Source organism: Roseateles sp. SL47 (genome assembly GCF_026625885.1).
In the GTDB taxonomy this organism is placed as follows: domain Bacteria; phylum Pseudomonadota; class Gammaproteobacteria; order Burkholderiales; family Burkholderiaceae_C; genus Roseateles.
On the sequence record NZ_CP113068.1, the window covers coordinates 5,945,311 to 5,967,716 of the forward strand.

Here is a 22,406-nt window from a genome sequence, read left to right on the forward strand (position 1 = left end):
CGGGAAGCCCCCGCGGCCGGCCAGGAACAGCCGGCGCGAGGGCCGCCTTTTGCGGGCTTGCCCGCTGCCGGGTGGGGCCCGGGCTTATTCGTCTTATTCGTCGTCGCCGCCCAGCAGCCCGCCCAGCAGGCCGCCGGTGGCAAAGCCCCCCAGCACCGAGCCTTCTTCCCGGGATCCACCACGCTGCGGTGCCGCCGCAAAGATGCGGGACGCCAGGCGCGAGAACGGCAGGCTTTGCAGCCACACCTCGCCCGGTCCGGTCAGCTTGGCCAGGAACAGACCCTCACCACCGAACAGGGCGGTCTTGATTTTGCCCACGTACTGAATCTCAAAACTGACGCTGGGGGTGTAGGCCACCACGCAGCCGGTGTCCACCAGCAGGGTTTGTCCCGGCTGGAGGGTGCGGCGAACCACCGTTCCCCCGGCATGCACGAAGGCCAACCCGTCCCCGTCGAGCTTCTGCATGATGAAACCCTCACCACCGAAGAAGCCTGTTGACAGCCGTTGCTGCACGGCAATGCCCAGAGACACGCCACGGGCGGCGCACAAAAACGCGTCCTTCTGGCAGATCAGGGTGCCGCCGAGCTGGCGCAGGTCCATGGGCAGGATCTTGCCCGGGTACGGCGCGGCAAAGGCGACTCGCTGCTTGCCCTGGACCTGGTTCGTGTAGATCGTGGTGAAGAGCGATTCCCCGGTCACGAGGCGCTTGCCGGCGCCCAGCAGCTTGCCGAAGAAGCCACCCTGGTTGGCGGCCCCGTCCCCGAAAACGGTGTCCATACTGATCCCGGCGTCCATGAACATCATGGAGCCGGCTTCCCCGATGGCTGCTTCCCCGGGGTCGAGCTCGACCTCCACGAATTGCATCTCGGAGCCCTTGATTTCGAAGTCCACCACATCCATGGCCATTTGATTCACCTCTGACTGAACTGGGTTGATACTGGTTCGGCCGGGATATTACCGTTTCGCCCACCTTCCTATACTGGGGACATGACGCCTATGCCTAGCGAAGAACTCGATCCCTCGCTGAAGCCTGGCGACAGCTACGTGCAGTCCTTTGCACGCGGCCTGTCGGTCATCCGCGCCTTCGGCGCAGACGCACCTCGCCAGACCCTCACTGAGGTCGCCAAACGCTGCGGCCTCACCCGCGCCGGTGCGCGGCGCATTCTGCTGACGCTCCAGACGCTCGGGTACGTCCGCGCCGAGGGGCGCCTGTTCGAGCTGACGCCCAAGATCCTGGATCTGGGGTTTGCCTACCTGTCTTCCCAGCCGCTATGGCAGTTTGCGGAACCGCAGATGCTGCAGTTGACAACCGAGCTCAGGGAGACCTGCGCCATCGCGGTGCTGGACGGCCAGGACATCGTTTTTGTGATGCGCACGCCCACCCGCAAGATCTTCAATGAAGCGCTGGGGCCGGGCAGCCGTCAACCGGCCTGGGCCACCGCCATGGGCCGGGTGTTGCTGTCCACGCTGCCGCCGGAAGACCTGGAGGCGCGGCTGCCGGCCGCTCCCACCAGCAGCGCCCAGGGCAATGCCCCACAGGGCCCGGAGGAGGTGCGTGCTTCGCTGGAGCAGGTGCGCCAGCAGGGCTGGTGTTTGCTGGATCAGGAATTGGAAGACGGCCTGGTGTCGCTGGCGGTCCCCATCCAGGGGCGCCAGGGCCGCGTGATCGCCGCCATCAGCCTGAGCGCTCAGACCAACCGCACCTCACCGCAGTTGCTGCTGGAGCAAGGGCTGCCCAAGCTGCAGGAAACCGCCCAAAGCCTGTCGCGGTTGCTGCAGATCAAGGGCTGATCGGTCCCAGCACGGACGCACCCCGGCGCACATGCCCCAACCCTCCCGGGTCAGGGCACGTTCGCTGGTGGTGTGCGCGCCTGAGCCGTGGGCCCTCAGCCCATGTGCAGCCCGCCGTTGCAGCTGAAGTCTGCGCCGGTGGTGAATCCCGACTGCTCGCTGGCCAGCCAGCCGACGATGGAGGCGATTTCCTGGGGTTCGCCCAACCGCTTCACCGGGATCTGCGCCACGATCTTCTCCAGCACATCGGGCCGCACAGCCTTGACCATGTCGGTGCCGATGTAGCCCGGGCTCACCGTATTCACCGTCACGCCCTTGGCGGCCAGTTCCTGCGCCAGGGCCATGGTGAAGCCATGCATGCCGGCCTTGGCCGCTGAATAGTTGGTCTGGCCGATCTGGCCCTTTTCGCCGTTGACCGACGAGATGTTGATGATGCGACCCCAGCCCTTGTCCACCATGCCGGGCACCACCTGCTTGGTCACGTTGAACATGCTGTTGAGGTTGGTGTCGATCACCGCATCCCAGTCCTCGCGGGTCATCTTGAGGAACATCCGGTCTTTGGTGATGCCGGCGTTGTTCACAAGCACATCCACCAGGCCATGCTCGGCAATCGACTTTTCAAAGGCCGCCACCGTGGATTCCCAATTGGCCACATTGCCCACCGAGGCAAAGAACTTGTAGCCCAGCGCCTCCTGTTCATTCAGCCATTTGGTGAAGTCGCGGCTGGGGCCACATCCGGCGATGACCTTGAAGCCGTCCTGGGCGAGCTTCTGGCAGATCGACGTGCCGATGCCGCCCATGCCCCCTGTCACGTATGCCACTTTTTGACTCATCTCGTTTGCCTCCTTCTATGGGCTCCCCGACGCGCGCCCCGGCGGGAAAGCTCTTGATACGCTAGTAGACGCGCTAGTCGCACCCTGCCAACCCATCAGGCGGCAGGGTGAATCAGTAAGACGGTCGTGCGCCGCTCAGCGTTCAATGCACAGGGCCACCCCCATGCCGCCGCCGATGCACAGGCTGGCAATGCCCTTCTTGGCATCGCGCTTGAGCATCTCATGCACCAGCGTCACCAGAATACGGGCCCCGGAGGCGCCGATGGGATGCCCCAGCGCAATGGCGCCGCCATTCACATTGACCTTGCTGGTGTCCCAGCCCATCTGCTGATGCACCGCGCAGGCCTGAGCAGCGAAGGCTTCGTTGATCTCCAGCAGGTCCAGGTCCTTGGCCTGCCAGCCGGCCCGCTGCAAGGCCTTCTTCGATGCGGGTACCGGACCCATGCCCATGGTGGCGGGGTCCACACCGGCGCTGGCGTAAGACGCAATGCGGGCCAGCGGTTCCAGCTTCAATTCACGGGCTTTGGCGGCACTCATCACCAACAGGCCGGCGGCGCCATCGTTCAGGCCGGAGGCATTGCCGGCGGTCACCGAGCCTGCCTTGTCGAAGGCAGGACGCAGGCCCGCGAGGGCTTCGGCATTCGTCTTGCGGTTGATGAATTCATCGGCCGCGAACACCACCGGGTCACCCTTCTTCTGCGGCAGGTTCACCGGCACGATTTCAGCCACAAAGCGCCCCGCATCCTGCGCTGCGGCCGCCTTCTGCTGGCTGGCCAGCGCCAGCTCGTCCTGCTGGCTGCGGCTGACGTGATGGTCCCGCGCCACGTTTTCGGCGGTGATGCCCATGTGGTATTGGTTGTAGACGTCCCACAGGCCGTCGGTGATCATGGTGTCCACCAGCTTCCAGTCACCCATGCGCTGGCCGTCCCGGGAATTGGGCAGCACATGCGGAGCCAGGCTCATGTTCTCCTGGCCACCGGCAATGATGATGTCGGCGTCTCCATCACGGATGGCCTGGGTGGCCAGCATCACGGCTTTCAGGCCGGAGCCACACACCTTGTTGATGGTCATGGCCGGCACCGTCACCGGCAGGCCGGCCTTGATAACGGCCTGACGCGCCGGGTTCTGGCCGGTGCCCGCCTGCAGCACCTGGCCCAGGATCACCTCCTGGATCTGGTCGGCCTGCAGGCCGCTGCGGCGCAGCAGGTCCTGGATGACCAGCGCTCCCAGCTCACTGGCCGGAATCTTGGCCAACGAACCGCCGAACTTGCCAATCGGCGTACGGGCGGCCGCGACGATGACGATCTCTTGTGCTGTACTCATGTCTCTCTCCTGTGTTGCGATCCTGAAGGATTCGAATGGATGGGATCAGGCGCGTTCCTTCACATAGCGGCCTGGTGCCGGTTCAATCGGTTTGAAGGCGCCACGCCCCGGGGTTTTCGGGGCGGGCTTCAGCGTGCCGGCATGGCTGGCCAGCCAATCGGCCCAGTCGGTCCACCAGCTGCCCGGATGCTCAGTGGCTGCGGCCAGCCATTGCTGGGGCTGAGCGGGCAGCGCGCTGCCCTTGCCGATCCAGTGGCTGCGCTTCTTCTTCGCCGGTGGGTTGATCACCCCGGCAATGTGGCCGGAGGCCCCCAGCACAAAGCGCTTCCTGCCCTTGAAGATCTGGGTGCTGCGGTAGGCGGCTTCCCACGGCACGATGTGGTCTTCCCGCGAGCCGTAGATGTAGACCGGCGCACGGACCAGGCTCAGGTCCAGCGGCTCGCCAGCCACCGTGACACGGCCGGCATGCTTGAGGTCGTTCTGCAGATAGGTGTGGCGCAGGTACCAGCAGTACATCGGCCCCGGCAGGTTGGTGGCGTCGCTGTTCCAGTAGAGCAGATCAAAGGGCGGCGGCGGCTCGCCCTTGAGGTAGTTGCCCACCACATAGTTCCAGACCAGGTCATTGGGCCGCAGCATGCTGAAGGTGCTGGCCAGTTGCTGCCCGTGCAGCAGCCCCGGACCGTTGGGCGCCTGTGCACCGATGGTCACGTCGCGCATCTGCACCGAGGGCTCATCCACAAACAGATCCAGCACGCCGTTGTTCTCGAAGTCGATCAGCGTGGTCAGCAGGGTCATGCTGGCGGCAGGCTGTTGCCCGCGGGCCGCCAGCACGGCCAGCGCGGTGGCCAGGATGGTGCCGCCCACGCAGAAGCCCAGGGTGTTGAGGGTTTTGCTGCCACTGATGGCCTGCACCACCTCGATGGCCTTCACTGCGGCCTGCTCGATGTAGTCGTCCCAGGTCCAGTGCACACACTCGGCGTCAGGATTGCGCCAGCTCACCACAAAGGTGCGATGCCCCTGGGCCACTGCATGGCGGATCAATGAATTTTCCGGCTGCAGGTCCAGGATGTAGTACTTGTTGATGCAGGGCGGAATCATCAACAACGGCCGCTCAAACACGTCGGTCGTCAGTGGCTTGTATTCCAGCAGTTGGAACCACTCGTTCTCGAAGACCACGTGGCCTTCGGTGGTGGCTACGTTGCGGCCGACTTCAAATGCGCTTTCGTCGGTCTGGGAGACATGCCCGCGCTGCACATCCGCCAGCAGTTGCTGGACGCCGCGGGCGATGCTCTCACCCTGGGTGTTGAGCGCCCGCTGCTGGGCTTCGGGATTCAAGGCCAGGAAGTTGCTGGGGGACGAGGCCTCAATGAATTGCTGCACGGCAAAACGCAGCCGGGCCCGCGTCTTGTTGTCCCCGCTCACCTGCTCGGCCATGCGTTGCAGGGTGCGGGCATTCAGCAGGTAGAGCTCGGCACTGAAATGCGAGAGGCGGTTGCTGTTCCAGGATGGGTCGGCAAAGCGCTTGTCCTGCAGCGGGGGCAGCTCGGTCGGCTTGCCGTCGTGCGGCGCATGCAGGGCGCGGTTCCACAACGCGCCGGCCTGGCTCAGGTAGTCCTGCTGGAGTTGCTGCCAGACGTCGCCCGGAATCTGCAGGGACTGGAACTGCTGTAAGGCGTCGCCCATCTGTCGGGTCATGCCATTCACCGCCTCGGACATCTGACTGGCCAGGTGGTGGAGGTCGGAGAAATCAGGCACGCCAGAGGCGTCGGCAGCACGCGTATCGCTCATAGGTCTCCTCATTCCGGACCGAGCAATCAGCTTGCCACAGCCACTGCGCGTGATCACAGCCCGGGCTTCGCATATGCTCAATTGCTTTGTAGTTCCCCCAGCTTACCCCCGCGTGACGATGTCGCACCAGCGCCGGTTCGGCTCGACCTTCATCGAAATGCGTTTTTCTTGATATTGCATGTACCTCGTCGCCATTGCCTGGATGTATGTGGTGTTGATGATGGCCGCCGCCGAGGCCATGAGCCCGCAGGGGTCGCTGCTGGGCGCCGTCATCACCTTCCTGCTTTACGGCGTTTTACCACTGTCCATCGTGCTTTACCTGATGGGTACCCCGCAACGGCGGGCGGCGAGGAAGCGGGCGGAAGCGCAGGCGGAGGCGGAGGCCGAGGCTCGGGCGCCATCCCAGCAGCCATCGGGGATATCCGGACCATGCGAACCATCCGCACCATCCGCACCATCCGCACCATCTGGGCCATCCGGGCCACCGGGCCCGCCAGGGCAAATGCCCGACACCGGCCCGATCAAACCAGGCGAATGACTGCCGCCATGCGGCCCCCGGGGCGGCCCTCCACCCGTTCGTGTCGGTAGGAAAAGAATCGCGAAGGTTCGCTGAACGTGCACCAGCCACCGCCATGGATGCGGGTGAGACCCAGGGCCTGCAGACGCTGGCGTGCGAGGCCGGCCAGATCGGCGCGCCACCGCGGCTCACCGGCTGCATTGGGTTGGTACCGGAACCACGGCTGATCCTGCGGTTGCGGGGTGGCGCCAAAAGCGTCCAGCACATCGGCGCCCACTTCAAAGGCCTGAGGGCCGATGCAGGCGCCCATCCAGGCTTGAAGGGCGTCCGGCGGGTGGCCGGTCGCTTCGCACAGGGCCCGGACGGTGTTGTCCAGCACGCCGCCTGACAGTCCTCGCCAGCCCGCATGTGCGGCGCCAACGCCACCGGGAGCGGCAAACAGCACCGGCAGGCAGTCGGCCACCATGACGGTGCAGGCCAGGGACGGGTCCAGGCTGATGCTGGCATCGGCCGGTTCGGGCTCCACGTCGGGGGTGGCGTGGTGGGGCTGTAGATGCAGCACCCGGGTGCCATGGACCTGCTTCAGAAAGACCGGGCTGGCGCCGACGGCCTGCGCGACACGCCGGCGGTTCTCCGCCACGGCGGCCGGATCATCCCCCACCGAGCGCCCGAGATTGAGGCTGCTGTAGCCCTGCTGGCTGACCCCGCCGGTGCGGGTGGTCATGAAAGCAAGAGTGCGTGAATCGGTCCAGTCCGGACGCAACCAATCATGAAGTTCCATGCGGCCATGATGCCATGTGCATCCCGCTACACTGGGCCCATGTTCCAAACCCGGCGCTTCCAGCATTGCCCTGTCTGCGGTGGGCAGATCGAGTACCGCATCCCGGCGGATGACAACCGCGAGCGGGCCACCTGCACGGTCTGCGGCGCCATCCAGTATGAGAACCCGCTGAATGTGGTGGGCACCCTGCCGGTGTGGGGCGATCAGGTGCTGCTGTGTCGTCGGGCCATCGAACCGCGGCTGGGCAAGTGGACGCTGCCGGCGGGTTTCATGGAACTGGGCGAGACACTGGCGGAAGGCGCCCAGCGGGAGACCGACGAAGAAGCCGGTGTGCAGATCGAGATGCAGGATCTCTACTGCGTGATGAATGTGGTGCGGGTGGGCCAGGTCCATCTGTTCTACCGGGCCCGTCTCTTGAGCCCGGACGCGGCACCGGGCCCGGAGACCCTGGAAGCCCAGCTGTTCCATGAGCATGAGGTGCCCTGGGACGAACTGGCCTTCCACACCGTGCGCTACACCCTCGAACGCTTCTTCGACGATCGCCGCAAGGGGCAGGGATTTCCACTGCACATGGCGGACATTGCCTGAGGGGGCGCTGGGCCCCCCAGCCTGCTCAGGGCTTGATGTCCTGCGCCGACGCCCACGGCCCGGTGATGCCGTCCAGTTCGCAGTCCCACAGTGCCTGGGCATCCAGCGCATCGGTCACGCCTTCGGCATAGACCTTCAACGACAGGCTGCGCAACATCACCACCAGGCTGCGGACAAAGGCTGCGCGGCCCGCATCGGCCGACACCCCCGACACCACCGAACTGTCCAGCTTGACGTAATCCAGGCCCGCCTGGAACAGGCGTTCAATTTGCGCCAGCCCCGCGCCCGCATGTTCCAGCCCGAGCTGCACACCCAGCGGCCGCAATTGCCGCCCCAGCTCCTGCAACACCTCGAAGTGCTGCACCGCCGCTGGCTCCGCGAGTTCCAGGCCGACCAGGCGACGCACCGAGGCCGGGGCCGACTGCACCAGCTCCCGTGCCCGGGCGATGAAGCTGCCATCACTCAGCGACGACGGCGCCACATTGACGCAGCGGGCCCGTTGGTCCTGCTGCACCGCTGACAACGCCAGGGCCAGGGCCTGCAGATCCGCCTCGGCGCTGAGGCGATGCCGCAGCGCCAGCGGCAACCACCGGGCCGCCGGCTCGAATTCACCCAAGGGATTGAGCTTGAGCTGCAGCGGGCATTCCAGATGCAGCACCTGGCGCTCTCGTCCGATCAGGGGGAACTCCAGCAAGCGGCTGCGCTGTTGCACCAGTGCGTCCGAGATCAGTGCCCGCCAGGCGCGTTCGCCCTGGGCCACTTCGTCCGACGGTGGGGCCTGCCGCAGTTCCAGCACCACGCCCTCACCTTGCTCGGCCTGCGCCAGCGCCGCATCGGCCGCCGCAAACCAGGCACTCATCGGCTGGTCACGCGGCAATTCCACGGCGCCCAGCGCCACCCCGATCCCGGGGTCCACACCCTGCAGACCGGCGCGCAAGGCATCGGCCAGCGCATGGGCGGTATCGCCCACCACCTTGGGTGCCGGCAGCCAGAGCGCAAAGTCCGACCCGTTCAGCCGCCCGGCCAGGCACCCTCGCACCTGTTCCGGATACACGCGTAGCGCCTGCGCCATGGCCAGCAGGGCCTGGTCGGTCCCGCCGTGGCCCAGACGCTGATTCAAGCCCTGCAGATCCTTCAGCCGCAGCAGCACCAGGCCGGCCCGCAGCGGGCCATCGTCCCGCTCCAGCGCCGAACTGAGTTCCGCCACAAACTGCCGACGGTGCGAGAGCCCGGTCAGTTCATCACACAGCAGTTGGTGGTGCAGGGTGCGCAATTGCTCGGCCTGGGCCTCGAACATCTGCCGCGTGCGCACCACCATGGCATTCATGGCGCTGGTGAGCTTGCGCATTTCCGGCACGCGCGGTTCCAGCACGGTTTCAAACCGGCCTTCGGTCACGCCTTCGGCCTGACGCACCGCCGTGTCCAACGGCCGCCGCACCCGGGCCAGCACCACCGCAGCCGCCACACCGGTGACCACACCCACCAGCACCAACCACAAGGTGGTGCTCATCGTGGCCTTCCACAGGGCTTCATGCACATACGCGGTCTGGCCCCGGACCTCCACTTCGCCCACGGCACGCCAACCGTCCGACACCTTGGCCTGACCCGGCGACACCCGCAGCGGCAGCAGGGCCACAAACCAGCCCGGGGCCTGGGCCACTTGCGGAATCTCCAGGTGGCGCTCAAACACCGCCTTGCCCTGGGCATTTCGCCAGCGCACGCTTTCATAGGCGCCGGCATCAAACTGCGCCGAGATCAGCAGCGACATCAGCTCGACATCGCCTTTCTGCTGGGACAGCGCCAGCGCCAGCGCATTGGCGTTGTCGTTGTTCTTGAGTTGCGCCTGGGTCTGCAGCAGCTCGCGCAGCGACCATGTGCTCACGGCCACGCCGCCCAGCACGGACGCCAGCACCGCGCCCAGCACCAGGCACCAGATTTGTCGAATCAGGGACATGGGCTGGATTCTCCCTTGTCTCTGACGGCTGTTTCGCTCGGTCTTTTCATCATCAGAACCCCTCCTCCCTGGCCTTCGCCAGCAAATCCCGCCACAGCGACAGGCGCACCAGCGGATTGCCTGCCGTCGTGCCTCCCACACCGGTCCACAAGCCTTCACCGTTGAAGCTGAACACCGGGGTCAGGTCTCCCCGCAGGGAGGCCATTCGGATGTCCGGGTTGATATTGTCCAGAATCAGCGGTTCCGCCTCCGGCTGCGGGTAGTAGGCCAGCACCATGTGCGCCTGGGCGCGTCCCTGGAACTGCGCCCGGACATACACCATGCGCAGACGCGCCTGCGGCACTCCCGCTGCCAGCAGGCTCATATATTTGGCAATTGCATAGTCCTCGCAATCGCCCCGACCCTTGTCCAGCAGCTCCAGCGGCGTAGCCCAGTAGTCGACCACACCCCAGACCTCCATGTCATCCCGGAAGGCGATGCGCTGATTGAAAAAGTTGTTGATGACTGTGAGCCTCTGTCGCTCGTCCGGCAGCGCGCTGGCGCGCTCCACCATCTGCAGCATCGCGCGCAGAGCGGCCAAGGCGCGCGGAGATCGCGCAGCGGCGGACGCTTCCAGTTTCTCCCGGTCCCAGCCCAGCACCGGGTCCGCCCAGGGGGTAGCGCCCAGCATGGCCACGCAGCCCAGCATTACCAGGCCTTGGCGGGTCCGGTTCAGAAGGGAGCGGGGGCGTTTCAACATGCGCTGCAATGTATCTGTATCAGAAGGTGTCCCTGGACGAAGTGCATCGAGACCGGGAACAAGCGGCAATTTGCCGCAGCGGAATCCGACCGGGCCGCTAAACCGGACGAGATAATCTGCAACAGAAGCATCATGAAGACACAATCCGTCCATCAGGAGCTGGATCGGGCGCGGGCCAACGGGCCGCTGCGTCAGATCCAGATCCCTCCCTGCCCCGAATTGCTCACCCGCCTGCGGGAAGCCATGTCGGCCCATCCGCAACCGGACCTGGAAGAGGTGGGGCGCATTGCTGCGGCCGATGTCGCCATGTCGGCCACGCTGCTGCGGGTGGCCAACAGCCCGCTGCATCTGGTGGCAGGCCACGTGCCATGCACCACCGTCGGCCAGGCCATGTACCGCATCGGGCTGGATGAAAGCGCCACGTTGATGCAGGCGTTTCTGGTGCGGCATGCCATTCCGGTCAACAGCCCCCATCTGGCGCGCTTCTGGCAGCGTTCCACCAAACGCGCGGTGGCGATGGCCTTTATTGCGCGCCAATTGCCTGGCATGCGGGAGGACCTGGCCTACGGCTATGGCCTGTTCTGCCATGTCGGCATGCCGGTGTTGCTGCAAAGCGTGCGCGGTTATGGTGCCACGATGGTGGAGGCGGGTGCGCGCATCGACCGCCCGTTCATCGCCACCGAAAATGCCAATCATCGAACCGACCATGCGGTGGTGGGTGCGCTGGTGGTCAAGGTGTGGCATTTGTCCCCAGAGCTGATGATGGCGATCCGGCTTCATCACGATTTCGACGCGTTGGGGGACGAAAGCGTGGAACCGGAAGTCCGCAGCCTGATCGCAGCGGGCGTGATTGCCGAGCATCTGATGCGCCAGCATGAAGGGCTGGATGAAGACGCCGACTGGGCCGCGAACCGCGAAGGCGCGCTGGGCTGGCTGCATCTGACGCAGGAAGACCTGGAACACTGGGACGAAACCCTCCGCCCCTTGCTCGACGAGGCCTGAGCGGCTTCGGTGCGGCGCTGAGTCTTCACCGCTGAACGGCCACGCGCGCGGCGGCCAGGTCCCAGCGCGCACTGCCCACACTCTTGAAGATGCGGGTGCGGCCATCGTCCACCGGCGGCTGGCCCATCACCAAATCCTCCAGCGACCACTGCGGTTCAAACAGACCTGCGGCCATGAGGTCGCCCGCTTCCGCCTGTGCGCCGACGGGGTCGTCCACCCAGACCTGCGCGCCACGGACCAGTTCCGGAGGCAATTCCACCATGTCCTCGCGGAAGGCGCCCACCCCCACCACCAGCGCCCCCTCGCCCACCCCCGGCCGCAGCACAGGCACACGGCTGGTGGTGGCGCAGATGATCAGGTCCCAGTCGTGGCGCGTCTGGGATTCCGGAGGCAGTGGCTCCACACCCAGTTCATGGACAAAGGTCGGCACGGACTGATGTCCCTGCACATGGATGGTGGCCTGCGGATGGATGGACAACAGCGCCTGCACATGGGTATGAGCCTGCACACCGCCGCCCACCACCAGCACCCTTCGGGGGGATCGCCGCGCCAGATGCTGCACCGCCAGCAAGGTGACCGCCGCCGTGCGTCGCGCGGTGAGCGTGGGGCCGTCCAGCACCGCCAGGCGCTGGCCGGTGCGGCTGTCCAGGGCCACGACTTCACCCGCAATCGTCGGAAGACCCAGCGCCGCATTCAAGGGATGCACGCTCACCAGCTTGGTGATGGTGAGCGTGTCGCTCATGCAGGGCATGACCAGCAGCACGCCGTCCTGGCGCAGTGGCAGCACCTGCCGGGGCGGGCAGATCAGACGGCCTTCATGATGTTCGCGGCAGACCTGGGCCAGCTCTTCCATCAGCAGGGCCCAGGGCAGCGCCCGCGCCGTGGCGGGCCCGTCCAGCATGCGAAGGCCCGGCAGGCGCGTGGGGTCAGTGGTCATGGGCTTGAGCATATCGAGGAGCGGCCCAGCGGCCTATGGCCCTGGCTGGGGGTTTCCGCCAGGGGGCATCCCTGGAATCCGGTTCCGCCTATGGGGCTGGCATTCATGCAACGCAATGGGCGCGGATGGAAAAAAGCCCGGCCTTGGCGGGCCGGGCTGGTGGCTGCGCTGAGCAGCACAGGCGCACAGGGTCGGCTTACTTGCGGGCCGGTGGCACGTCGGTGCAGGAGCCGTGGGCCACTTCCGCCGCCAGGCCGATGCTTTCGCCCAGCGTGGGGTGCGGGTGGATGGTCTTGCCGATGTCCACCGCGTCCGCCCCCATTTCAATGGCCAGCGCGATCTCGCCAATCATGTCACCCGCATGGGTGCCCACGATGCCGCCGCCGATGATGCGATGGGTCTCTTCATCAAACAGCAGTTTGGTGAAGCCTTCATCGCGGTTGTTGGCAATGGCACGGCCCGAGGCATTCCAGGGCAGCAGGCCCTTCTTGTATTTGATGCCACGAGCCTTGGCTTCGTCTTCGGTGACACCCACCCAGGCCACTTCCGGATCGGTGTAGGCCACGCTGGGAATCACCCGCGCGTCAAAGCGCGACTTGGCCAGCGCTTCATCGCCCAGCAGTTCGCCGGCAATGACTTCCGCCGCCACATGGCCTTCATGCACCGCCTTGTGCGCCAGCATGGGCTGGCCCACCAGGTCACCGATGGCGAAGACATGGGGCACGTTGGTGCGCATCTGCACGTCCACCGGGATGAAGCCGCGGTCGGTGACAACCACACCGGCCTTGTCCGCGCCGATCTTCTTGCCATTGGGACTGCGCCCCACGGCCTGGAGCACCAGATCGTAGACCTGCGGTTCCTTGGGCGCGCCCTCGCCTTCGAAGCTCACCTTGATGCCTTCCGGCGTGGCTTCTGCCGACACCGTCCTGGTGTTCAGCATGATGTTGTCGAAGCGCGGCGCATTCATCTTCTGCCAGACCTTGACCAGGTCGCGGTCGGCGCCGGTCATCAGCGTGGGCAACATTTCCACCACGTCCAGGCGGGCGCCCAGTGTGGAGTACACCGTGCCCATTTCCAGGCCGATGATGCCGCCACCCACGATCAGCATGCGCTTGGGTTTGCTGGTCAATTCCAGCGCGCCCGTCGAGTCGATCACGCGGGGGTCCTTGGGCATGAAGGGCAGGCGCACCGCCTGCGAGCCCGCCGCCAGGATGATCTTCTTGAACTTCAGCGTCTGCGACTTGCCGGTACGTTCCTGGCCGGCACCGCCGGTGTCTTCCACCGACAGATGATGTGCATCCAGCAAGGTGCCGTAGCCACGCACCACCGTGACCTTGCGCATCTTGGCCATCATGTCCAGGCCCTTGGTGAGCTTGCCAACGACCTTCTGCTTGTGGGCCAGCAGCTTGGGCAGCTCGACCGTGGGTTCGCCATAGGCCACGCCCAGGTCGGCGAAGTGCTTCACCTCGTCCATCACGGCGGCCACATGCAGCAGTGCCTTGGAGGGGATGCAGCCCACATTCAGGCAGACACCACCCAGCGTGGCGTAACGCTCGACCAGGGCCACCTTCAGGCCGAGGTCGGCCGCCCGGAAAGCGGCGGAATATCCACCCGGGCCGCTGCCCAGCACGATCACATCGAATTCACCGTCGGCGCTGCCGCTGTAGGTGGCGGCTTGCGGAGCAGGGGGGGCGGCCACCGGGGCCGTCACAGGGGCCGCAACGGCGGCCGGTGCCGGTGCCGGCGCTGCGGCAACGGCAGGCGCCGGTGCGGCGGCCGCGTCACTCTCCAGCGTCACCAGCAGGTCTCCCTGGTTGATCTTGTCGCCCAGCTTGACCTTCAGCTCCTTGACCACGCCTGAGGCCGACGACGGAATCTCCATCGACGCCTTGTCGCTTTCCACGGTCACCAGGCTCTGTTCGGCCTTGATGGTGTCGCCCGGTTTGACCAGGACCTCGATGATCGCAACGTCCTTGAAATCGCCGATGTCAGGGACTTTGACTTCTACCAATGCCATAGCTGTCTCTCTTCGTAGATGTTGCGGCCCCGCCGAGACGGGGCCGGAAGCTCATGTGTCCTCAGAGGACGATGCGGCGGAAATCCGCGAGCAGTTGGGCGAAGTAGACGTTGAAGCGGGCGGCCGCCGCGCCGTCGATGACGCGGTGGTCCCAGCTCAGCGACAGCGGCAGGATCAGGCGAGGCACGAACTGCTTGCCATCCCACACCGGACGGGTGACGCTCTTGCACACGCCCATGATCGCGACTTCCGGCGCATTGATGATCGGCGTGAAGTAGGTGCCCCCAATGCCGCCCAGCGACGAGATGGAGAAGCAGCCACCGGTCATTTCGGCCGGCGACAGCTTGCCGTCGCGGGCCTTCTTGGCCAGCTCCGACATTTCCTGGCTGATCTGGAAGATGCCCTTCTTGTCAGCATCGCGAATCACCGGCACGACCAGCCCGTTGGGCGTGTCGGCGGCAAAACCGATGTGGAAGTAGTTCTTCAGCACCAGTTGGGCGTTGTCGCCCGTGCCATCCAGCGATGCGTTGAACTCGGGGAACTTCTTCAGGGCCGCGACGGTGGCCTTGATCATGAAGGCCAGCATCGTGACCTTGACACCGGACTTCTCGTTTTCCTTGTTCAGTTGAACGCGGAAGGCTTCCAGGTCGGTGATGTCCGCATCTTCATGGTTGGTGACATGCGGAATGGTGACCCAGTTGCGATGCAGGTTGGCGCCGCTGATCTTCTTGATGCGCGACAGGTCCTTGCGTTCGACCGGGCCGAACTTCTCGAAGTCCACCTTGGGCCAGGGCAGCAGGCCGGGGAAGGCAGCACCGGAACCGCCTGCGGGCGCAGCGGCCTTCTGGGCCACGGTCTGCACCGCGCCAGCCATGACCGCCTTGACGAAGCCCTGCACGTCGGATTCGGTGATGCGGCCCTTGGGACCGGAACCCTTGACCTCTTCCAGCGGCACGCCCAGTTCACGCGCCAGCTTGCGGATGCTGGGTGATGCATGCGGCAGCTGACCCTTGGGCGCGCTGGGCTCATGCGGGGGCAGTGCGGCGGTGGGCATCTGGCGGTCGGCCGGGGCCGGGGCCGGGGCCGCTGCCGCTGCGGGCGCAGGCATCGATGCGGCAGGGGCCGGTGCGCTTGCGGCGGCCGCTGCGGGGGCTGCTGCTGCGGCGCCAGCGGTGGCTTCGATCACCGCGATGGCCGAGCCCTTGGAGACCTTGTCCCCCAGCTTGACCGTCAGTTCCTTGACCACGCCAGCATGCGACGAGGGAATTTCCATCGAGGCCTTGTCGCTCTCGACGGTGATCAGGCTCTGCTCCACCTTGACGGTGTCACCCACCTTGACGAGCACTTCAATGACGGCGACCTCATCGAAGTCACCGATGTCAGGGATCACGATCGTGACCGGACCTGCCGAAGCCGCCGGGGTGGCTGCCGGGGCCGGGGCCGTTGCGGCAGCAGCAGCCGGGGCTGCAGCGGGTGCGGGTGCGGGTGCGGGTGCGGGTGCGGCAGCGCCGGCATCCGCCGACTCCAGCACCAGGATGACCGCGCCTTCGGCGACCTTGTCGCCCAGCTTGACCTTGAGTTCCTTCACCACGCCGGCATGCGAGGAGGGAATCTCCATCGATGCCTTGTCGCTTTCCACCGTGATCAGGCTCTGCTCCGCCTTCACCGTGTCGCCGGGCTTGACCAGCAGTTCGATGATCGCGACTTCAGAGAAGTCTCCGATATCGGGAACCTTGACCTCAACCAATGCCATGTGGATGTCTCCGGGAAATTTCGATTGCTGTGAATGCTGTTCACCGTCCGGCGCTCAGGGGCCGGACGGCGCCGGCACAAGCCGGCGCTGGGCGTGATCAGGCGTACAGCGGATTGATCTTGTCAGCCTTGATGCCGTACTTGCTGATGGCTTCGGCCACCTTGGCTGCCGGAATCTTGCCTTCATCGGCCAGGCTCTTGAGCGCCGCCACCACGATGTAGTGACGGTTGATCTCGAAGTGCTCGCGCAGCTTGGAGCGGAAGTCACTGCGGCCAAAGCCGTCCGTGCCCAGCACCTTGTAGCTGCGGCCGGCCGGAATGTAGGCGCGGATCTGCTCGGCGTAGCTCTTCATGTAGTCGGTGGAGGCGATCACCGGCCCCTGCACCTTGCTCAGCTGCTGGGTGACGTAGGGCACGCAGGCCAGCTCGGTCGGATGCAGCAGGTTCCAGCGTTCGGCGTTCTGGCCGTCGCGGGCCAGTTCGTTGAAGCTCGGGCAGCTCCAGACGTTGGCGCCCACGCCCCACTCTTCTTCCAGCAGCTTCTTGGCCGCCTGGCTTTCGCGCAGGATGGTGCCGGAGCCCAGCAGGTTGACGGTCAGCGGCTTTTGCGCGGCGTCTTCCAGCAGGTACATGCCCTTGAGGATCTGCTCTTCGGTGCCGGCCTTCAGGCCAGGCATGGCGTAGTTCTCATTGAGCAGGGTGATGTAGAAGAACACGTTCTCCTGGTTCTCCACCATGCGCTTCAGGCCGGCATGCAGGATCACCGCCACTTCGTGGGCGAAGGTCGGGTCGTAGCTGACGCAGTTGGGGATGGTGCCCGCCAGGATGTGGCTGTGACCGTCCTCATGCTGCAGGCCTTCGCCGTTCAGCGTGGTCCGGCCGGACGTGCCGCCCAGCAGGAAGCCGCGGGCCTGCATGTCGCCGGCCGCCCAGGCCAGGTCGCCGATGCGCTGGAAGCCGAACATCGAGTAGTAGACGTAGAACGGGATCATCACCCGGTTGTTCGTCGAATACGACGTGGCGGCAGCAATCCAGCTGGCCATGCCACCGGCTTCGTTGATGCCTTCCTGCAGGATCTGGCCCGCGACGTCTTCGCGGTAATACATCACCTGGTCCTTGTCGACCGGGGTGTAGAGCTGACCCTTGGGGTTGTAGATGCCGATCTGGCGGAACAGGCCTTCCATGCCGAAGGTACGGGCCTCATCCACCAGGATGGGCACGGTACGCGGGCCCAGTTCCTTGTCACGCAGCAGCGTGGTGAGGAAGCGGACATAGGCCTGGGTGGTCGAGATCTCGCGGCCTTCAGCGGTCGGGTCCAGCACGGCCTGGAAGGTGGCCAGCTCAGGCACCTTCAGGGCTTCTTCCGCCTGCGGACGGCGCTTGGGCAGGTAGCCGCCCAGGGCCTTGCGGCGTTCCTGCAGATACTGCATTTCCGGCGTGTCGTCGGCCGGCTTGTAGAACGGGATCTTGGCCAGTTCGGAGTCGGGGATGGGGATGTTGAAGCGGTCGCGGAAGGCCTTGATGTCCTCGTCCTGCAGCTTCTTGGTCTGGTGAGCGGTGTTCTTGCCTTCACCGATCTTGCCCATGCCGTAGCCCTTGACGGTCTTGATCAGCAGCACGCTGGGCTGGCCGACGGTGTTGACCGCGCGGTGGTAGGCCGCGTAGACCTTCTGCGGGTCATGGCCACCGCGGTTGAGGCGCCAGATGTCCTCGTCGCTCATGTTCTCGACCATCTTCAGCAGCTCGGGATGCTTGCCGAAGAAGTGCTTGCGCACGAAGGCGCCGTCATTGGCCTTGTAAGCCTGATAGTCGCCGTCCAGCGTTTCCATCATGACCTTGCGCAGCAGCTCCTGCTTGTCGCGGGCCAGCAGCGGGTCCCAATAAGAGCCCCAGATCAGCTTGATGACGTTCCAGCCGGCGCCACGGAATTCGCCTTCCAGTTCCTGGATGATCTTGCCGTTGCCACGCACCGGGCCGTCCAGGCGCTGCAGGTTGCAATTCACGACGAAGATCAGGTTGTCCAGCTTCTCGCGGGCGGCCAGGCCGATGGCGCCCAGCGATTCCGGCTCGTCCATTTCGCCGTCGCCCAGGAACACCCAGACCTTGCGCTTGGAGGTGTCGGCAATGCCGCGGGCATGCAGGTACTTCAGGAACCGCGCCTGGTAGATGGCCATCAAGGGGCCCAGGCCCATCGAGACGGTGGGGAACTGCCAGAACTCGGGCATCAGCTTCGGATGCGGGTAGCTGGAGAGGCCCTCGCCGTCCACTTCCTGGCGGAAGTTGTTCAGCTGGTCTTCGGTGATGCGGCCTTCCATGAAGGCGCGGGCATAGATGCCGGGGGCGCTGTGGCCCTGGATGTACAGCAGGTCACCGCCGTGCACGCCGTCGTCGCCATGCCAGAAGTGGTTGAAGCCGCAGCCCAGCATGGTGGCCAGCGAGGCAAAACTGGAGATGTGGCCGCCCAGGTCGCCGCCGTCTTCCGGATGCAGGCGGTTGGCACGCACCACCATGGCCATGGCGTTCCAGCGCATGTAGGCGCGCAGGCGCTCTTCCATGTCGATGTTGCCCGGGAAGCGCTCTTCCTGGTCGGGCGGAATCGTGTTGACGTAGGCCGTGTTGGCCGAGAACGGAACGTCGATACCCGCCTGGCGGGCATGGTCGATCAGTGTTTCCAGCAGGAAATGGGCACGGTCGCCACCCTCGGTCCCAATGACGGCCGACAGAGCGTCCAGCCATTCCTTGGTTTCGAGTGCGTCGGTGTCATTGGCGGCTGCGCCTAGGAAGGACTGGGGCTGCGCGGACATGGTCTTGTCTCCTGTTTTCGGGGTCCGGCACGCCGGACCAGACGTCAAGCTTAGGCAAATGCGTCTGGCGAGGCACCTGCCGAAAGAGTGAGGGCCCATCGGTTGCAAGGGCATGGCGCACGCCATGCCCCCCGCGCTCGCGGAGCCACGGCGGCGGAGTTTCGCATAAGCCGGCAATTTTCCAAATAGCGCGACGCCATTTCTCATTATGAAATGTGAAGACAGATCCGGCGGTGCTGCGCGAGGGTCGCCGCACGCTGTACACGATCAGGGAATGCCCCGAGACGCCAGCTCCGGGAGGGCCATTCGCGGCCCGGATAATCCGGCCCATGTTGTCTCGCCTCGCTGTCCAAGGCTTTCTGCGCCGCGCCCTGACCCCCGCCAAACGCCTGGTGTCCACCTGGTGGCGACGGCAGTCGCCCTCCCGCCAGGACCGCTTCGCCACGCTGGGCCCGCTGCTGTCGGTGCTGTTGTTCCTGGCGGCGATCGTGTCGGCCTTCTGGTACCTCCGGAACGAGGAAATCGAACGCGAGGCCGAGGCGGTGAAGCGCGATACCGAGATGGCGCAGCAGCTGATCCGCTCACGGCTGATCGACAACGAGGACCAGTTGATCCTGCTGCAGCGGGACATCACCACCCGGGCCATGGACCCGCTGGAGTTCAGCCAGCGGGCCATGACGATTGCCCGCAACCGGCCGGAGATCACCCACATCTCCTGGGTCAACCAGCGGCGCGAGCGGCGCGCCAGCGTGGCCGCCATCGGCGACCAGGCGGATTCGCTGATGACGCTGGAGGGCGGCGACCCGTCCATGCCCAATGGCCATGCCAGCAACGAACCGGAGAAGGCCTTCCAGGCGGCGCGTGACCGGCGTCTGCGGGTGTATTCGGGCCCCTTCCCGGATGCCAACAACACCATCGTCTTCCAGTTGCAGTTGCCGCTGAGCGACCGCAACGGCTTTGGCGGCGTGCTGGTGGCCGAATATGCGGTGGAGGCCCTGGTGCGGTATTCCATCCCGTCGGAAGTGACCAACCGCCATGCGATGGCGGTGCTGGACCCGCGGGAGCAGGTGGTGGCCAGTACGGTCACACCGATGCCGGGCCGGCGCTTGACGCGCGCCCCCATCTATTACGAGGTGCCGATGGCGCCGGCCCCGGGCCTGGTGCTGCGTGGCCAGGGCTACCGGACCTCCATCGGCCTGATCTCCAACACCTTGTTCTGGATGGTGATGGCGCTGTCGGTGCTGACCGTCTGGATGTTGCTGGGGACGTGGAAGCACATGCGTCGGCGCGCCCATGTGCAAAACGCGCTCGCGGCGGAGACGAATTTCCGGCGGGCGATGGAAAACTCCATGCTCACCGGCATGCGGGCCATGGACCTGGAAACCCGCATCAGCTATGTGAACCCCGCTTTCTGCGCGATGACCGGTTTCTCCGAGACGGAGTTGATCGGCCGCAAACCGCCCTTCCCTTACTGGCCGCCGGACCGCTACGAAGAGAACGTGCGTCTGCTGCAGCAGGAGATGCAGGGGCGCAGCCCGGCGGGCGGTTCGGAAGTGAAGGTGATGCGCAAGGACGGCAGCATCTTCGACGCCCGCATGTATGTGTCGCCGCTGATTGATCCGAAAGGCAAGCAGAACGGCTGGATGACCTCGATGACCAACATCACCGAGGCCAAGCGGGTGCGAGACCAGCTGTCCGCGTCGCATGAGCGCTTCACCACCGTGCTGGAAGGGCTGGATGCGGCGGTGTCGGTGCTGTCCGTGCAGCAGGGGGAGTTGCTGTTCGCCAACCGTAGTTACCGGCTGTGGTTCGGCGCGGACCCGAAGGGCCATGCCATGCTGGCGGGTTCGCAGTTGGGCATTACCGCAACGAAGGACGAGCCGGATGAGGACGCTGATGACTTCAACAACCTGCCGGCGCAGCACCTGACCGAAATCGGTGCGGATTCCCGCGAGGTGTTCATCGCCCAACTGGACATGTGGTTTGACGTGCGGGCGCGCTATCTGCAGTGGACGGATGGCCGCCTGGCCCAGATGCTGATTGCCACCGACATCACTGCCCGTCGCCATGCAGAGGCGCAGCAGCAGCAGCAGGCCGAGAAGGCGCAGGTGACGAGCCGGTTGATCACGATGGGCGAGATGGCGTCGAGCGTGGCCCATGAGCTGAACCAACCGCTGACCGCCATCAGCAATTACTGCAATGGGATGCTGTCGCGCGTGCGCAGCGACAACATCCGCAAGGAAGACCTGATGGCGGCGCTGGAGAAGACCGCCAAGCAGGCGCAGCGGGCCGGCCAGATCATCCATCGCATCCGCGCCTTCGTGAAGAAGAGCGAACCGCAGCGGCAGCCCGCGTTTGCCGCTTCCATCGTGGAAGACTCGGTGGAACTGGCCGGGATTGAACTGCGCCGCCGCAATGTGCAGATCCACACCTATGTGGCGCAGCGGCTGCCGGTGATGCGGGTGGACCCGATCCTGATCGAGCAGGTGCTGCTGAATCTGCTGAAGAACGCTGCGGAGGCCATTGACAACGCCGCGCTGCCCCCATCGCGCCGCCATATCGAGCTGCGGGTGGTGCCCAAACACACCGCCGAATTAGGGGCCAACATCGAATTTTCGGTGACCGACATGGGCCCTGGCCTGCCCGAAGAGGTGATCGAGCGGATGTACGAGGCCTTTTTCTCGACAAAAGCTGACGGACTGGGCATCGGCCTAGGGTTATGCCGGTCCATCATCGAGTCGCATCAGGGCAGGATACGGGCCGAGAACTTATACAATGGGGCAGCCATCGTCGGGTGCCGTTTCGCATTCACGATCCCCGTGGATATTCCGCGACCCGAGCCCACCTTGCATGAAAAAATCCATGACAAGGACGAAGGGACTGCTCACAACACCGCCGCTACACCATGAGCTTGATTCCGAAGAAGGGTACTGTCTACGTTGTGGACGATGATGAGGCCGTGCGAGATTCCCTCCAGTGGCTGCTGGAAGGCAAGGATTACCGGGTGAAGTGTTATGACTCCGCAGAGTCATTCCTGAGCCGTTATGACCCTCGCGAAGTGGCCTGCCTCATTGCCGACATCCGTATGGACGGCATGAGTGGCCTGGACCTGCAGGACAAACTGCTGGAACGCAAGAGCCCGCTGCCCATCGTCTTCATCACCGGTCACGGCGATGTGCCGATGGCGGTGCAGACGATGAAGAAGGGCGCTGTTGATTTCATCGAGAAGCCCTTCAAGGAAGAAGAGCTGCTCAACCTGGTGGAGCGCATGCTGGACCAGGCGCGTGGCGCCTTCGCCACCCAGCAGGAAGCCGCCAGCCGCGATGCCCTGCTGTCGCGCCTGACCACCCGTGAGGCGCAGGTGCTGGAACGCATCGTGGCCGGCCGCCTGAACAAGCAGATTGCGGACGATCTCGGCATCAGCATCAAGACGGTGGAGGCGCACCGCGCCAACATCATGGAGAAGCTCAATGCCAACACGGTGGCAGACCTGCTGAAGATCGCGCTGGGCGCGACGGCCAAGGCCGGCTGAGCCCGCCCCCTGTTTCCCGAGGCCGCTGCATCAGCGGCCTCTTTTGCT

At 65.2% G+C, this 22,406-nt stretch carries 17 protein-coding genes; 5 read left to right on the forward strand and 12 right to left on the reverse strand.

Annotated features, from left to right (window positions below; all coding sequences use genetic code 11):
• Positions 1-93: 93 nt before the first annotated feature.
• The gene (locus OU995_RS25740) at positions 94-906 is read right to left on the reverse strand and encodes a TIGR00266 family protein (protein WP_267833013.1); all 813 of its coding nucleotides are present in this window, start codon (positions 904-906) and stop codon (positions 94-96) included.
• Positions 907-987: 81 nt separating this feature from the next.
• Here OU995_RS25740 and OU995_RS25745 point away from each other — a divergent pair, with 81 nt between their 5' ends.
• Positions 988-1,791, forward strand: a complete 804-nt coding sequence (locus OU995_RS25745) for an IclR family transcriptional regulator domain-containing protein (protein ID WP_267833014.1) — start codon at positions 988-990, stop codon at positions 1,789-1,791.
• A gap of 95 nt (positions 1,792-1,886) precedes the next feature.
• On the opposite strand, the gene phbB is transcribed toward OU995_RS25745, so the two are convergent.
• The 5 genes from phbB to pgeF all read right to left on the reverse strand — a co-directional run bounded on the left by phbB (position 1,887) and on the right by pgeF (position 7,033).
• Positions 1,887-2,624 (reverse strand): acetoacetyl-CoA reductase, encoded by a 738-nt coding sequence (gene phbB, locus OU995_RS25750; RefSeq protein WP_267833015.1) that lies wholly within the window; start codon positions 2,622-2,624, stop codon positions 1,887-1,889.
• Positions 2,625-2,759: 135 nt separating this feature from the next.
• The gene (locus tag OU995_RS25755) at positions 2,760-3,947 is read right to left on the reverse strand and encodes an acetyl-CoA C-acetyltransferase (protein ID WP_267833016.1); all 1,188 of its coding nucleotides are present in this window, start codon (positions 3,945-3,947) and stop codon (positions 2,760-2,762) included.
• A gap of 45 nt (positions 3,948-3,992) precedes the next feature.
• Positions 3,993-5,663, reverse strand: a complete 1,671-nt coding sequence (phaC, locus tag OU995_RS25760) for a class I poly(R)-hydroxyalkanoic acid synthase (RefSeq protein WP_420714905.1) — start codon at positions 5,661-5,663, stop codon at positions 3,993-3,995.
• Between the two features lie 174 nt (positions 5,664-5,837).
• Positions 5,838-6,008, reverse strand: coding sequence for a hypothetical protein (locus OU995_RS25765; RefSeq protein ID WP_267836430.1), 171 nt, complete (start codon positions 6,006-6,008; stop codon positions 5,838-5,840).
• 248 nt (positions 6,009-6,256) lie between these two features.
• Positions 6,257-7,033, reverse strand: a complete 777-nt coding sequence (gene pgeF / locus OU995_RS25775; protein ID WP_267833017.1) for a peptidoglycan editing factor PgeF — start codon at positions 7,031-7,033, stop codon at positions 6,257-6,259.
• 39 nt (positions 7,034-7,072) lie between these two features.
• Here pgeF and OU995_RS25780 point away from each other — a divergent pair, with 39 nt between their 5' ends.
• Entirely contained in the window at positions 7,073-7,621 is a 549-nt protein-coding gene (locus OU995_RS25780; protein WP_267833018.1) for an NUDIX hydrolase, read from the forward strand.
• Positions 7,622-7,646: 25 nt separating this feature from the next.
• Here the strand turns inward: OU995_RS25780 and OU995_RS25785 are convergent, their stop codons facing one another.
• The gene (locus OU995_RS25785; protein WP_267833019.1) at positions 7,647-9,575 is read right to left on the reverse strand and encodes a LapD/MoxY N-terminal periplasmic domain-containing protein; all 1,929 of its coding nucleotides are present in this window, start codon (positions 9,573-9,575) and stop codon (positions 7,647-7,649) included.
• Between the two features lie 52 nt (positions 9,576-9,627).
• On the reverse strand, positions 9,628-10,314 hold the full coding sequence (locus tag OU995_RS25790; RefSeq protein WP_267833020.1) for a transglutaminase-like cysteine peptidase: 687 nt from the start codon (positions 10,312-10,314) through the stop codon (positions 9,628-9,630).
• A 132-nt stretch (positions 10,315-10,446) separates the two neighbouring features.
• On the opposite strand from OU995_RS25790, the gene OU995_RS25795 reads away from it, so the two are divergent.
• Entirely contained in the window at positions 10,447-11,316 is an 870-nt protein-coding gene (locus OU995_RS25795) for an HDOD domain-containing protein (protein ID WP_267833021.1), read from the forward strand.
• Positions 11,317-11,341: 25 nt separating this feature from the next.
• Here the strand turns inward: OU995_RS25795 and OU995_RS25800 are convergent, their stop codons facing one another.
• From OU995_RS25800 to aceE, 4 genes are all read right to left on the reverse strand, one after another.
• The gene (locus OU995_RS25800) at positions 11,342-12,253 is read right to left on the reverse strand and encodes a delta(1)-pyrroline-2-carboxylate reductase family protein (RefSeq protein ID WP_267833022.1); all 912 of its coding nucleotides are present in this window, start codon (positions 12,251-12,253) and stop codon (positions 11,342-11,344) included.
• Between the two features lie 196 nt (positions 12,254-12,449).
• On the reverse strand, positions 12,450-14,270 hold the full coding sequence (gene lpdA, locus OU995_RS25805; RefSeq protein ID WP_267833023.1) for a dihydrolipoyl dehydrogenase: 1,821 nt from the start codon (positions 14,268-14,270) through the stop codon (positions 12,450-12,452).
• 61 nt (positions 14,271-14,331) lie between these two features.
• The gene (gene aceF / locus OU995_RS25810; RefSeq protein ID WP_267833024.1) at positions 14,332-16,023 is read right to left on the reverse strand and encodes a dihydrolipoyllysine-residue acetyltransferase; all 1,692 of its coding nucleotides are present in this window, start codon (positions 16,021-16,023) and stop codon (positions 14,332-14,334) included.
• Between the two features lie 97 nt (positions 16,024-16,120).
• Entirely contained in the window at positions 16,121-18,826 is a 2,706-nt protein-coding gene (aceE, locus tag OU995_RS25815; protein ID WP_267833025.1) for a pyruvate dehydrogenase (acetyl-transferring), homodimeric type, read from the reverse strand.
• 329 nt (positions 18,827-19,155) lie between these two features.
• Between aceE and OU995_RS25820 the strand changes: the two genes are divergently transcribed.
• On the forward strand, positions 19,156-21,735 hold the full coding sequence (locus OU995_RS25820; protein WP_267833026.1) for a PAS domain-containing sensor histidine kinase: 2,580 nt from the start codon (positions 19,156-19,158) through the stop codon (positions 21,733-21,735).
• Positions 21,732-22,358 (forward strand): response regulator transcription factor, encoded by a 627-nt coding sequence (locus OU995_RS25825; protein WP_267833027.1) that lies wholly within the window; start codon positions 21,732-21,734, stop codon positions 22,356-22,358. The genes OU995_RS25820 and OU995_RS25825 overlap by 4 nt, the downstream gene beginning before the upstream one ends.
• Positions 22,359-22,406 lie beyond the last annotated feature (48 nt).